Source organism: Onishia niordana (genome assembly GCF_004798965.1).
Lineage (GTDB): Bacteria > Pseudomonadota > Gammaproteobacteria > Pseudomonadales > Halomonadaceae > Onishia > Onishia niordana.
On the sequence record NZ_SDSD01000001.1, the window covers coordinates 679,763 to 691,746 of the forward strand.

The 11,984-nt window shown below is 63.4% G+C and carries 13 protein-coding genes; 11 read left to right on the plus strand and 2 right to left on the minus strand.

From position 1 onward, the window contains the following. Positions 1 to 81: 81 nt before the first annotated feature. The 7 genes from ETC27_RS02940 to ETC27_RS02970 all read left to right on the plus strand — a co-directional run bounded on the left by ETC27_RS02940 (position 82) and on the right by ETC27_RS02970 (position 6,380). Positions 82 to 855, plus strand: coding sequence for a murein L,D-transpeptidase catalytic domain family protein (locus ETC27_RS02940; protein ID WP_136253465.1), 774 nt, complete (start codon positions 82 to 84; stop codon positions 853 to 855). Beyond that, positions 855 to 1,214: a DUF6164 family protein gene (locus ETC27_RS02945; protein ID WP_136253466.1), complete on the plus strand. Its 360-nt coding sequence runs from the start codon at positions 855 to 857 to the stop codon at positions 1,212 to 1,214. The genes ETC27_RS02940 and ETC27_RS02945 overlap by 1 nt, the downstream gene beginning before the upstream one ends. Positions 1,215 to 1,426: 212 nt before the next feature. Next, on the plus strand, positions 1,427 to 3,097 hold the full coding sequence (locus ETC27_RS02950; RefSeq protein WP_136253467.1) for an FMN-binding glutamate synthase family protein: 1,671 nt from the start codon (positions 1,427 to 1,429) through the stop codon (positions 3,095 to 3,097). A 140-nt stretch (positions 3,098 to 3,237) separates the two neighbouring features. Continuing rightward, a complete protein-coding gene (locus tag ETC27_RS02955) occupies positions 3,238 to 3,618 on the plus strand; it encodes a metalloregulator ArsR/SmtB family transcription factor (RefSeq protein ID WP_136253468.1) in 381 nt (126 codons plus the stop codon). A gap of 65 nt (positions 3,619 to 3,683) precedes the next feature. Further along, positions 3,684 to 4,730 (plus strand): ArsJ-associated glyceraldehyde-3-phosphate dehydrogenase, encoded by a 1,047-nt coding sequence (locus tag ETC27_RS02960; protein ID WP_136253469.1) that lies wholly within the window; start codon positions 3,684 to 3,686, stop codon positions 4,728 to 4,730. A gap of 9 nt (positions 4,731 to 4,739) precedes the next feature. Then, positions 4,740 to 6,002: an organoarsenical effux MFS transporter ArsJ gene (arsJ, locus tag ETC27_RS02965; protein WP_136253470.1), complete on the plus strand. Its 1,263-nt coding sequence runs from the start codon at positions 4,740 to 4,742 to the stop codon at positions 6,000 to 6,002. 51 nt (positions 6,003 to 6,053) lie between these two features. Further along, positions 6,054 to 6,380 carry a YnfA family protein gene (locus ETC27_RS02970; RefSeq protein WP_136253471.1) on the plus strand — a complete coding sequence of 109 codons (327 nt, stop codon included), beginning with the start codon at positions 6,054 to 6,056 and terminating at the stop codon, positions 6,378 to 6,380. 18 nt (positions 6,381 to 6,398) lie between these two features. Here the strand turns inward: ETC27_RS02970 and arsB are convergent, their stop codons facing one another. Beyond that, positions 6,399 to 7,424 carry an ACR3 family arsenite efflux transporter gene (gene arsB, locus ETC27_RS02975; protein ID WP_136253472.1) on the minus strand — a complete coding sequence of 342 codons (1,026 nt, stop codon included), beginning with the start codon at positions 7,422 to 7,424 and terminating at the stop codon, positions 6,399 to 6,401. Between the two features lie 444 nt (positions 7,425 to 7,868). On the opposite strand from arsB, the gene ETC27_RS02980 reads away from it, so the two are divergent. From ETC27_RS02980 to sstT, 4 genes are all read left to right on the plus strand, one after another. Further along, positions 7,869 to 8,072 carry a cold-shock protein gene (locus tag ETC27_RS02980; RefSeq protein WP_136253473.1) on the plus strand — a complete coding sequence of 68 codons (204 nt, stop codon included), beginning with the start codon at positions 7,869 to 7,871 and terminating at the stop codon, positions 8,070 to 8,072. Positions 8,073 to 8,416: 344 nt separating this feature from the next. Then, positions 8,417 to 9,025: a gamma-glutamylcyclotransferase gene (locus tag ETC27_RS02985; protein WP_136253474.1), complete on the plus strand. Its 609-nt coding sequence runs from the start codon at positions 8,417 to 8,419 to the stop codon at positions 9,023 to 9,025. 139 nt (positions 9,026 to 9,164) lie between these two features. Next, entirely contained in the window at positions 9,165 to 9,572 is a 408-nt protein-coding gene (locus ETC27_RS02990) for a gamma-glutamylcyclotransferase family protein (protein WP_136253475.1), read from the plus strand. 190 nt (positions 9,573 to 9,762) lie between these two features. Next, complete coding sequence (sstT, locus tag ETC27_RS02995; RefSeq protein WP_136253476.1) at positions 9,763 to 10,992, plus strand: serine/threonine transporter SstT; 1,230 nt, start codon at positions 9,763 to 9,765, stop codon at positions 10,990 to 10,992. A gap of 98 nt (positions 10,993 to 11,090) precedes the next feature. Here sstT and ETC27_RS03000 read toward each other — a convergent pair whose 3' ends face one another. Then, positions 11,091 to 11,744, minus strand: a complete 654-nt coding sequence (locus ETC27_RS03000; protein ID WP_136253477.1) for a TetR family transcriptional regulator C-terminal domain-containing protein — start codon at positions 11,742 to 11,744, stop codon at positions 11,091 to 11,093. Positions 11,745 to 11,984 lie beyond the last annotated feature (240 nt).

Below are 11,984 nucleotides of genomic sequence, written 5' to 3' on the forward strand. Positions count from 1 at the left end.
GCGCCGTCACCGAGCCTTTGCTGCCCATTCAAGGATTCATCAGCCACCAGCGTTATCGCCTGTGGAAGGAGCCTTCTTGCCATGCCGACGTGTCCGCCTCGCAAGCGTAATGGACGTCATGCGTTAATTCCCTCTCCACTGCGCTCCCTCGTTATGGGCCTCGCTTTTCTGGCCATGGCGGCGCCGGCCCTGGCGCAGCCTCTCCCCAAGACCCTTGAGCAGCTGGCCCCCGAGGCCTCGCCCAAGGTGCTGGAGCTTGCTGCCCGGGCAGTCAACTGTGCCGATCCCGGTGCCGAACGGCTGGCGGTCATCGACTTCTCGCGCTCGGCCAATGAAGAGCGTCTTTGGGTCTTCGATCTCACGCATGAGCAGCTGCTGTTCAAGGAACTGGTCTCCCACGGCCAGGGCACAGGCCAGGAATATGCGCGCACCTTCTCCAACACCCCGGATAGCCACCAGTCGAGCCTCGGGCTTTTTCGCACCCAGCAGAGCTATACCGGCATCAACGGCTACTCGCTGCGCCTGGAGGGCCTGGAGCCCGGCATCAATGATCTGGCCTATGAGCGAGCCATCGTCATGCATGGCGCCGATTACGTGAGTGAGGACTTCATTGCCGCCAACGGCCGCCTGGGCCGAAGCTGGGGGTGCCCGGCGGTGCCGAGCGAGGTGGCCAAGCCGCTGATCGACAGCCTCGAAGGTCATCAATACCTGTTCGCCTATTACCCGGATCAGCAATGGCTCAACAACTCCGAGTATCTGAACTGCCTGCCCAAGGTGACATTGAACGAGGCCATCGATACCGGTGAGCGAACGATGATCAGTCGGAACACCGATTACCGAGGAAGGGACAGTTAATGGCCACCCTGCTTTTCCACCTGCGAGACGTGCCCGATGAAGAAGCCCAGGAGGTACGCGAGCTGCTCGCCGAGCATGATATCGAAGTGTATGAGACCGAGGCAGGCCGCTGGAGGCTCGCCGTGCCCGCACTGTGGCTGGTCGACGAGTCGCGCCTCGACGAGGCTCGAGGCCTGATTGATGCCTACCAACAGGAACTACACGAGCGGATGCAACGTGAGCACGCCGAGGCCCGCGATCGTGGCGAGGCACCAGGCATGTGGGACCAGCTGCGCCAGCACCCCATGGCAGTACTGGTCACGCTGATCGCGTTGGGCCTGATGCTCGGTCTGAGCCTGCTGCCCTTTCTCAACCTCTAGCGTAACCTCTAGGCTCACTCACCAAGCTTAGCCTCCAGGGTTAATCTTCCAGGTCCACTCTTCCAAGATCGCGCGACTGGCGCTCGCGCTAGGCCAACACCTGGCCCCGCTAAACCGGTACGCCCGCCAACACCCCGTCATTGACAGCGCCACGGCTGCCACGTCGAATATTGGCAACCTCTTCTTAACGATGACCGGCAGGAGCCTATCGTATGCCCCCCTTACCCGCTCGCCTGACCGATTGGCTTCGTACCCTGCGCAGCGAGTCTCGCTACATCGCCTACGGCGCGAGTATCATCGGCCTGATCGCGAGCCTTGCGCTGATGGCCCAACACCTTGCCTGGGGTTTCGTCGCGCTGGGCTTTGCCGCCCTGGCGGCATTGGGCACCCATGACCTGCGCCAGCGAAAGCGTACGGTGAGCCGCAACTACCCGATCCTTGCGCATCTGCGCTACGGGCTTGAGGCCATCGGCCCGGAAATTCGCCAGTACTTTATCCAGGCCGATACCGAACCTCGACCCTTCTCGCGGGAACAGCGCGGCGCGGTCTACCAGCGCGCCAAGAACACCATGGACAAGAAACCCTTCGGCTCGCTGCATGACATGTATGCGCCTGGCTATGAATGGGTCAATCCGTCGATGGCACCGGCCCCGCATCGTGGCCATGACTTTCGCGTGACGATCGGCGCCGGTCGCCCGAAGCCCTATGCGGCCAGCGTCTTCAATATCTCGGCGATGAGCTTCGGTTCATTGTCAGGCAACGCCATCGAGGCACTGAACCGCGGTGCCGCGCGCGGCGGCTTCTACCACGACACCGGCGAAGGGGCGATTTCGCCTTACCACCGCCAGGGCGGCGACCTTGTCTGGGAAATCGGCTCGGGCTATTTCGGCTGTCGTACCGAGGCGGGAGACTTCAGCGATGAACGCTTCATCGAGGGCGCCACGCTGGATCAGGTCAAGATGATCGAGATCAAGCTCAGTCAGGGTGCCAAACCCGGCCATGGCGGCATCCTGCCTGGCGCCAAGGTGACCGACGAGATCGCCTCGACCCGCGGCGTGCCGCCAGGCGAAGACGTGGTCTCCCCCGCCGCTCACTCCGCCTTCAGCACGCCTCGCGAGCTGATCGCCTTCATCGTGCGCCTGCGAGAACTGTCCGGCGGCAAACCGGTGGGCATAAAGCTTGCCATTGGCCATCCCTGGGAATGGTTCGGGCTGGTCAAGGCCATGCTTGCTACCGGCGAGCATCCCGACTTCATCGTCGTCGACGGCGGCGAAGGCGGCACCGGCGCGGCACCGCTCGAGTTCATCAACCGACTGGGCATGCCGCTCACCGAGGCCTTGCTGCTGGTGCACAACACCCTGGTGGGTGCCAACCTGCGCGAGTCGATCAAGATCGGTGCCGCCGGCAAGCTGATCTCGGCCTTCGACATCGCCCGCACCATTGCGTTGGGCGCCGACTGGTGCAACGCCGCTCGCGGCTACATGTTCGCCCTGGGGTGCATTCAGGCTCGTGCCTGCCATACCGATCGCTGCCCCAGCGGCGTGGCGACCCAGGATCCGCGGCGCAGCGCCCACCTGGACGTGGCCGACAAGAGCGAACGGGTTCATCACTTCCACGACAACACCATGAAGGCGCTGGCCGAGATGCTGGCCGCGGCCGGCCTGAACTCACCCGACGAGCTCGGCCCCGAACACATCCTGCGTCGGGTATCCGGCCATGAGATCCGCTCCTTCGACCAGCTCTTCAACTACCTGCCACCGGGAGCGCTGCTCAACGGCCCGCCCCAGCATGAGGTTTTCGCCCACTACTGGGTCGATGCCAGCGCCGATACCTTTCATGCGCCGGCCGTCGAGGCTGCACGACGCACCAGCAAGCTCTACTAGGCCTTTCATCCAGGTGTCGGAAGCATGCCGGCACCTGAGCACACCACTGCCTCGCCGATTCGGCGGGGTATCGCCATCTGTCATTGCGCTGACACATATACGCATTAGCATATATACGCAGTACCATATGGATGGCTGACATGACGACAGGGAGACATGCCGTGACCCCGACCCGGCTTCATAAATGCCTCGCCGACGAGACCCGCCTGCTGCTGACGCTGCTGATCCACGTCGAGGGCGAGCTATGTGTCTGCGAGATGCTTCATGCCCTCAAGGTCAGCCAGCCTACGGCCTCACAGCCCAAGGTCTCGCGTCACCTGGCGCAGCTTCGGGCGTGCGGCCTGCTCAAGGATCGCCGCCGCGGCCAGTGGGTCCATTACCGGTTAGCCCCCGACCTGCCCGCCTGGGCCGAGCGTCTGATCGCGGCCTCAGCCGAGGGCGCCGAGGCCGAGCTTGCACCCCTGCAGAGGTGCCTTGCCACCATGGGTAACCGCCCCACCCGCCAGGCGGCCTGCTGCTGAGCCGCGCCTCGACGACCAATTCATAGCCACCCTACATAGCCCCGACAGATCGAAAGGAGCCCCACATGACCCTTCGCCTCGGCATCAACGGCCTCGGCCGTATTGGTCGCCTCGCCCTGCGCTGCCTGTGGGCAGAGCGCGCTAAAGCACTTGAGCATCAGGCATCGTCGCTTGAGATCGTCGCCGTCAACGACCCGGGCGGCGATGCGGGCACCTTCGCTCACCTACTCGAATTCGACTCGGTGCATGGGCGCTGGTCACCGGGAGGCGGCATTCATGCCGAGGACGACGCCATCATCATCGATGGCGTGCGCGTGCCCTTTTTCGCCCATACCACCATCGAGAAGACCGATTGGTCGGGCTGCGATGTGGTGATCGAGGCCTCGGGGGTCATGAAGACCCGCGACACCCTCGAGGCCTACCTGTCTCAGGGGGTGGGCCGCGTGGTGGTCTCGGCGCCAGTCAAAGAGGAAGGCGTGCTCAATGTGGTGATGGGGGTCAACGATCAGGCCTTCGATCCGGCGATACACCGCATCGTCACCGCAGCGAGCTGCACCACCAACTGCCTGGCACCGCTGGTCAAGGTCATCCATGAGACCTTCGGCATCCGCCACGGCTCGATGACCACGGTGCATGACATCACCAATACCCAGGTGATCCTCGATACGCCAAGTTCGCCGGAAAAGCCTGATCTGCGCCGCTCGCGGGCCTCGAACATGAGCCTGATTCCCACCACCACCGGCTCGGCCAAGGCGATCACGGCGATCTTTCCCGAGCTTACCGGCAAGCTCAACGGCCACGCAGTACGCGTACCATTGGCCAACGCCTCGCTCACCGACATGGTCTTCGAGCTCGAGCGCGAGACCAGCATCGAGGAGGTCAACGCTGCCCTCAAGACTGCCGCCGACGGCGAACTCGCCGGCATCCTGGGCTACGAGTCACGACCGCTGGTCTCCATCGACTACCGGACCGACCCGCGCAGTGCGATTGTCGATGCACCCTCGACGCTGATAATCAATGACACGCAGCTCAAGCTCTACGCCTGGTACGACAACGAATGGGGCTACGCCAACCGCACCGTCGAGCTGGCCCTGAAAGTCGGTCGCGCCTGAGGAGGCAGCATGACGCTCATCGCACGGCTGCAGTCGTTGCCTTTCGAGGTCCGCCAGTACCTGCTGGTCACCGGCAACTACTGGGCCTTCACCCTGACCGATGGCGCCCTACGCATGCTGGTGGTGCTGCACTTCCACCAGCTGGGCTACTCGCCGCTTGAAGTCGCGCTGCTGTTCCTGTTCTACGAGGCCTTCGGCGTGGTCACCAATCTGGTCGGCGGCTGGCTGGGGGCACGCCTGGGGCTCAACCGCACCATGAACCTGGGGCTTGGCCTGCAACTGGTGGCACTCGCCATGCTGCTGGTGCCAAGCACTGCACTCAGCGTGGCCTGGGTGATGGCCGCTCAGGCGCTTTCCGGGGTCGCCAAGGATCTCAACAAGATGAGCGCCAAGAGCGCGGTCAAGGTGCTGCTGCCCAAGGACGCCAATGGCGGCGATACCGCGACTCAGAGCGCCCTGTATCGCTGGGTGGCACTGCTCACCGGCTCCAAGAACGCCCTCAAGGGCGCCGGCTTCTTCCTCGGCGGACTGCTGCTGTCGCTGATCGGTTTTCGCGGCGCGATACTGGCGCTGTGGGGGCTCCTGGTGGTGGTACTGGCGCTCTCGTTGTGGCGCTTGCGGGCGGATCTCGGGCGCCAGAAGGCCAAGCCCAAGTTTCGCGAGGTCCTGTCGACGTCAAGAGCGGTCAACGTGCTCGCGGCGGCGCGCCTTATGCTGTTCGCTTCAAGGGATGTCTGGTTCGTGGTCGCCCTGCCGGTGTTCCTCTATGACGTACATGGCTGGAACTTCTGGAGCGTGGGCATCCTGATGGCCGTGTGGGTGATTGGCTATGGCGGCGTGCAGACCCAGGCGCCGGCCATCACCCGGCGCTTCCACGGCAGTCCGGCCGCCATCACCGCCGGCTGGGCCCTGGCGTTGGCCATGCTCCCGGCGGCCCTGGCGCTGTTGCCGCTTGGCGCTGGCAGCGACACGGGGGCCGGCTGGCTGATCGCGGGGTTACTGGCCTTCGGCGCGGTATTCGCCGTCAACTCGAGCTGGCACAGCTACCTGATCGTGCGCTATGCCCGCGCCGAGGGCGTGTCGATGGATGTCGGCTTCTATTACATGGCTAACGCCATGGGACGCCTGGCCGGCACGCTGCTCTCGGGCTGGCTCTATCAGACGCAGGGCCTCGCCGCCTGCCTGTGGGTCTCGGCGGCACTGGTGATGGCGAGCGCCCTGCTGGCCCTGGCATTGCCGCGCGAGGCGACGGCATCCGCCGGTCCGCAGTGATAGGCTGGCAAGCCCATTGTTGATGGCGTGACCTCTCACGGGAGCCCCTGCATGCCCACACCGCTGCTCTATGTCGCCGCCGCCTTGGCCGAGATCGCCGGCTGCTTTGCCTTCTGGTCCTGGTGGCGCCTCGACAAGCCGCTCGGCTGGCTGCTGCCGGGAGTTGCCAGCCTGGCGTTGTTTGCCTGGCTTCTGAGCCTCACCGATGCCGACTATGCCGGACGCGCCTATGCCGCCTACGGCGGTGTCTATATCGCCACCTCGCTTACCTGGCTGTGGCTTGTCGAGCAACGCGCGCCGGATCGTTGGGATCTGATAGGCGCCAGCCTGTGTCTGGCCGGCGCCGCGATCATCCTGCTGGGCCCCCGCAGCGCCTGAGGCATGCGGCGCCGTACATCACGAGCTAGCGGCAAACATGTGACGTCTGCGGTTGATGAACCACACCAGCGACAGCATCACCGGCACCTCGACCAGGACTCCCACCACCGTGGCCAGAGCGGCCCCGGAATGCAGCCCGAACAGTGAAATGGCCACCGCCACGGCGAGCTCGAAGAAGTTCGAGGTGCTGATCATGCAGGCAGGAGCCGCAACGTCGCGAGGCAACTTGAGCCAACGCGCACCGACATACGCCAGCGCGAAGATGCCATAGGTCTGTATCAGCAATGGCACGGCGATCAGGCCGATCACTGCCGGGTTGTCGAGGATCGTCTCGGCCTGGAAGCCGAACAGCAGCACCACCGTGCCCAGCAGGCCGAGGATCACCCAGGGCTTGAGTCGGCCGGTGAAGGCGGCGATACGCGCCTCCCCACCCCGGGGTTCGAGCCAGCGCCGGGTGAGGATGCCGGCGAGCAGCGGCAGCACGATGTACAACACCACCGACAACAACAGGGTCTGCCAGGGCACCTGGATGTCGGTGACGCCGAGCAGCAGCGCCGCGATGGGGGCAAAGGCGAAGATCATGATCAGGTCGTTAAGCGATACCTGTACCAGGGTGTAGTTAGGATCGCCCTCGGTCAGCTGGCTCCAGATGAAGACCATCGCCGTGCAGGGCGCCACACCGAGCAGGATCATCCCGGCGATGTATTCGCTGGCCGACTGAGGGTCGACCAGTGGCGCAAACAGGTAGCGAAAGAACAACACCCCCAGCGCCATCATCGTGAATGGCTTGATCAGCCAGTTGATCGTCAGCGTCAGGACAAGCCCCTTTGGCCGCTTGCCCACGTTTCTGAGCGAGGCGATGTCGATCTTGATCATCATCGGATAGACCATCACCCAGATCAGCACCGCGACGACGAGGTTGACGTGGGCTACCTGAAGATCAGCGAGCTGCTGGAACGCCCCCGGCATCAGCGACCCAAGCGACACCCCGGCCAGGATCCCCAGTGCGACCCAAAGTGACAGATAGCGTTCGAACAGACTCATGCGGGTGACTCCTTGTAACGGGGTGGTAGAGCGCGGATAGCACCGCTTGAGCAGCGGCGAGGGGGCGAGACGACCGGCACGTTCTTACTCAGAAGGCCCATCATAATGGCCCTGCCTTGCTTGCGCTTTGATGCATGGCAAGGTACACACCGATAGCCGACCATCAGGCGCAGGCGGACAGAAAGAGAACACGTGGCGCTCTAGCCGATCTTCAGGGATGTAGGCCGCGATCAATATGCAGACTTTCATCGTCCAACGTAAAATAGTGTTGACCTCTCAGGCTCAACGTGGAAAGATGCGCTTCAGTTGGTTAGCAAGTTGAATATAGTCAGTTGTAATCGAAGTCCTTCGGTAGCCCTGGTGTATATCTCCTTTGTTTTACCCACTATTACTCGGGTATCACCCGGCAACTGTAAGAGCGCTCTGCGCGTAAGGATATTGAAAATGGCAACTGGCACAGTTAAGTGGTTCAACGACACTAAAGGCTTCGGCTTCATTTCTCCGGCAGACGGTGGCGACGACCTGTTCGCACACTTCTCCGAGATTCAAGCAGAAGGCTTTAAGTCTCTGCAAGACGGCCAGGAAGTTTCCTTTGACGTCACCCAGGGCAAGAAAGGCCTGCAGGCGTCAAACATCAAGGCACTCTAAACTCTGACTAACCGTCGAGATTAGAAACGCCTCTCGAACCGCAAGGTTTGAGGAACAAGGCCCGCTTCGGCGGGCCTTGTTGCGTTTGGGCACCTCATTTCCAGCGCCCCTTCCTGACGCCTGGCGAGCAACCTCCGACGAGACAAGCCTGCCGAAAAGCGTCCTGCAAAAATCCCCTGAAAGCACCCTCGACAAGGACTGACTCAACCCATGCTGTCTGACGCTGGCACCGTGACAGACATCGAGCCACCGGCCCTGGAAAGAAGCGTTGAGTTTGCGATTGCGGGCCACCCCACGGCAAATGTCAAAATCGACATGTCTGCCTGACGCGACCCAGGATGCCCATGACGATCGACACGACCCACCAAAACCAGCAGATGACCCATTTCGACGGCCACCAGGAGATCTGGCTATTCGGCTATGGCTCGCTGATCTGGAAGGCCGACTTCCCGTATCTCGAGCGCCGTCCGGCACATATCTATGGCTGGGTGCGCCGCTTCTGGCAAGGCTCCCACGACCATCGCGGCACTCCCGAGTCCCCCGGCAGGGTGGCGACTCTCGTTCGCGAGCCAGGTGCGATCTGCCACGGCATGGCCTACCGCATCACGCCGGAAACCCTCGGCCCGCTGGATGTGCGCGAGAAGAACGGCTACCTGCGAGTCGTCACCGAGCTGCATTTTGATGATGCCAATGGCGATGCGTCTCAAGCGAGCCAGGACCACAAGGCCAGCGAGTCCGCAGAGGGCCTCGTGTATCTCGCCACCGAAGACAATGCCGCCTTTCTCGGTGATGCGCCCCATGATGCGATCGCCCGCCAGATTGCAGAAGCACGTGGCGCCAGCGGACCCAACCGGGACTATTTGCTCAATCTGGCCGCCTCGCTCGAACAACTCGGCCACCATGACGAGCACATTGTCTCGCTGGCAAGCCACCTGACCGATGAAGCATCCTAGTAAAGCAGCGACACTCGCTCAGCCGGCCAACACCACCGCTTGAGACACCCTGACTTACGCTAGGCTTAGCCGGAAAGCGTGTTTCCCTCTTTCTCCAGATCGCCACCCTTGCCATGTACCCTTGAACCGCAGGTGAGCCATGCACTCCCCCGCTATCGCCATTCAACGCACGCCACTGGTTGCCGTCTACGGCACACTAAAACGTGGCCTTCGCAATCACCATTGGCTGAACAATGCTGAGTTTGTCGGCGAAGACACCCTCACCACGGCCACCCTCTACGATCTGGGCCCTTACCCCGGCGCTCGGCTAGAGCCCTCCCGCGGCATCAGCGTCGAGGTCTTTCGGGTCGATAGCCGTTGCCTGACCAATCTCGACCGACTGGAAGATTACCGCGTACGGGCCCCCGCCACCGGTACCTATGACCGCATGATACACACCACCGCCTTCGGGCCGGCCTGGCTCTATCTCTGCAACCTTGACGTCAGCGGCTGCCCGGCGATCCGCGAAGGTGGCTGGTTGCCGAGCGACCGTTCGTCCAGCGCCTAGGCAGGCCTGACGGCAACCAGGACGTCGCTCTCAAGCGGGCCATAGGGATGATCGCCGACGCGACGGCAACGGGAATGGTAGAATGCCGCGCCCGTTTTGCCCGGCGCGACTGGCTGGTGGAGACCATCGCGCCGCGCTCTCCTGGCTTCTGCGTGCAACCCACGATCCCGAACACCCCAAGAGACGCGTCATGATCGCAACCCTTAACACCCTCTTCCGCCCCCTGCAGCGGATAGGGCTGATCGCTCAAATTGCCATCGGCATCGTCTGCGGCACCCTGCTGGCTATCGCCTCACCCGACCTCGCCCAATCAGCGTCACTGCTGGGGCAAATCTTCATCTCTGCCCTCAAGGCCGTGGCACCGATCCTGGTCTTCGTATTGGTCACAGCGGCCATCGCCAGCCATCAGCGCGGCCAGCAGACCCATATACGCGGCGTGCTGGTGCTTTATCTGATCGGCACGGTGGCAGCCGCCCTGGTCGCCGTGGTGGCGAGCTTCGCTTTCCCGACCACCCTGACGCTGGATGCCCCCCAGGCCACCGGCAACCCGCCCGGCGGGGTCGATGAAATCCTCAAGAATCTGCTGTTGAGCGCCGTCGACAACCCCGTCAACGCGCTGATGGAGGCCAACTTCATCGCCATCTTGGTCTGGTCAACCGGCCTTGGCCTGACGCTGCGCCAGGCAAACGATACCACCCGCGCCTTGCTTGCTGACCTTGCCGATGCCGTATCGCAGATCATTCGCTGGGTGATCCGCCTGGCGCCGCTGGGCATCTTCGGCCTAGTGGCCGGCACGCTTGCCAGCGCAGGCCTCGGTGCGCTGCTCGACTACGGCCAGCTGCTGCTGGTGATCGTCGGCTGCATGCTGTTCGTGGCGCTTGTCACCAATCCGTTGATCGTGTTCCTGAAGACGCGCCGCAACCCCTATCCACTGGTCTTCGCCTGCCTGCGCGGCAGCGCCATCACCGCCTTCTTTACGCGTAGCTCGGCGGCCAACATTCCGGTCAACCTGGAGCTTTGCAAGCGACTCGACCTTCACGCCGACACCTATTCGATCTCGATCCCGCTGGGCGCCACCATCAACATGTCCGGTGCAGCGATCACCATCACCGTGATCACCCTGGCCGCCGCTCATACCCTGGGGATCAACGTCGACTTCGCCACTGCCCTGCTGCTATGCATCGTGTCAGCGCTGGCCGCCTGCGGCGTTTCGGGCGTGGCCGGCGGCTCACTGCTGATCATTCCCATGGCCGCCAACCTGTTCGGCATTACAACCGACGTGGCCATGCAAGCGGTGGCGATCGGCTTTGTGATCAGCGTGGTGCAGGACTCGACAGAGACGGCACTGAACTCCTCCACCGACGTGCTGTTCACCGCCGCCGCCTGCCAGGCCGGTGACACGGCCACCGAGCGCGACTGAGCCCTTCCCCCGCGTCCAGCAACCGTTCTGGAACGAAAGCCCCGCCATGGCAGAGACCATGGCGGGGGGCTTTGGCATCATGCTGCGAAATGAAGCGGCTAACCGTCGCCGGCGAGCGGCCGGCGCAGGGTGTCGGCGGGCAACGCGAGGATGCCCTCTGCTGCACTCAGTGCAATCTCCGGCAGCAGCACCGTGTCGTAGAGGCCGTGCCCGAGCCCGCCTTCCAGCCACAGACCATCGATCAGCGCGTTAAGCGCGATGGCATAGCGCTGACAGGTGACGGGATCCGCCGGACGCTCGAAGGCCAGCAGCAGCGGGTGAATCAGCGTCTCCAGCAGGTTCAGGAATTCGCGATAGCTTTCACGATGTATCTCGGCATAGTCGGGCTCGGTCCGAACACGGCCGATGAAGGTGGCCCACAGCGCCACCTTGCGTGACGAAAGGTTGGGCGCCGTCACGTTGGCGACGATGAAGCGTGCCAGGTGCTGCTCGGGGGCCTCGCCACCCTCTTCGGCAGATTGGGCCGCCTCGGCGGTCATCTGCCCGATCAGGTAGCCATAGGCCGCGCGTACCATCGCGTCCTTGGAGCCGAAGTAATGGCGAATGAGACCCGCCGTGACCCCGGCATGTTCGGCGATGCGCCGCGCGCTGGCACCGCTCAGCCCGTCTTCGGCGACACTGTCGAGCGTCGCCTCCAGCAGGGCGCAGCGCCGCTCGTCAAGGGACCAGCGCTGAAATGGCTTACGACTCATGGGTATCCTGCAGTGGGTGAAAAGGACGGGCCTGGCCCGTGTGATCGCGGGCAGGCGACGCGAGGCTAGGGGCACCGGCCAGCCCCCGGTGACGGAAGCCGCCCGGCGCCGGGCGCAGGCGGCCTTGCCATATTGCACAATCGTATAGCAATAGAGCGACCCCGGCCGGCTTCCCCTCCTCACCGCTCGCCAGACTCGCCCAATTCGCTCTATACGCAACACAAGGCGGAGCCTTCTCCC

Bases quoted from the DNA above. Each gene is read 5' to 3' on its own strand.
- ETC27_RS02940 (WP_136253465.1), top strand. From the start codon at position 82: ATGCCGACGTGTCCGCCTCGCAAGCGTAATGGACGTCATGCGTTAATT.
- ETC27_RS02945 (WP_136253466.1), top strand. From the start codon at position 855: ATGGCCACCCTGCTTTTCCACCTGCGAGACGTGCCCGATGAAGAAGCC.
- ETC27_RS02950 (WP_136253467.1), top strand. From the start codon at position 1,427: ATGCCCCCCTTACCCGCTCGCCTGACCGATTGGCTTCGTACCCTGCGC.
- ETC27_RS02955 (WP_136253468.1), top strand. From the start codon at position 3,238: ATGACGACAGGGAGACATGCCGTGACCCCGACCCGGCTTCATAAATGC.
- ETC27_RS02960 (WP_136253469.1), top strand. From the start codon at position 3,684: ATGACCCTTCGCCTCGGCATCAACGGCCTCGGCCGTATTGGTCGCCTC.
- arsJ (WP_136253470.1), top strand. From the start codon at position 4,740: ATGACGCTCATCGCACGGCTGCAGTCGTTGCCTTTCGAGGTCCGCCAG.
- ETC27_RS02970 (WP_136253471.1), top strand. From the start codon at position 6,054: ATGCCCACACCGCTGCTCTATGTCGCCGCCGCCTTGGCCGAGATCGCC.
- arsB (WP_136253472.1), bottom strand. From the start codon at position 7,424: ATGAGTCTGTTCGAACGCTATCTGTCACTTTGGGTCGCACTGGGGATC.
- ETC27_RS02980 (WP_136253473.1), top strand. From the start codon at position 7,869: ATGGCAACTGGCACAGTTAAGTGGTTCAACGACACTAAAGGCTTCGGC.
- ETC27_RS02985 (WP_136253474.1), top strand. From the start codon at position 8,417: ATGACGATCGACACGACCCACCAAAACCAGCAGATGACCCATTTCGAC.
- ETC27_RS02990 (WP_136253475.1), top strand. From the start codon at position 9,165: ATGCACTCCCCCGCTATCGCCATTCAACGCACGCCACTGGTTGCCGTC.
- sstT (WP_136253476.1), top strand. From the start codon at position 9,763: ATGATCGCAACCCTTAACACCCTCTTCCGCCCCCTGCAGCGGATAGGG.
- ETC27_RS03000 (WP_136253477.1), bottom strand. From the start codon at position 11,744: ATGAGTCGTAAGCCATTTCAGCGCTGGTCCCTTGACGAGCGGCGCTGC.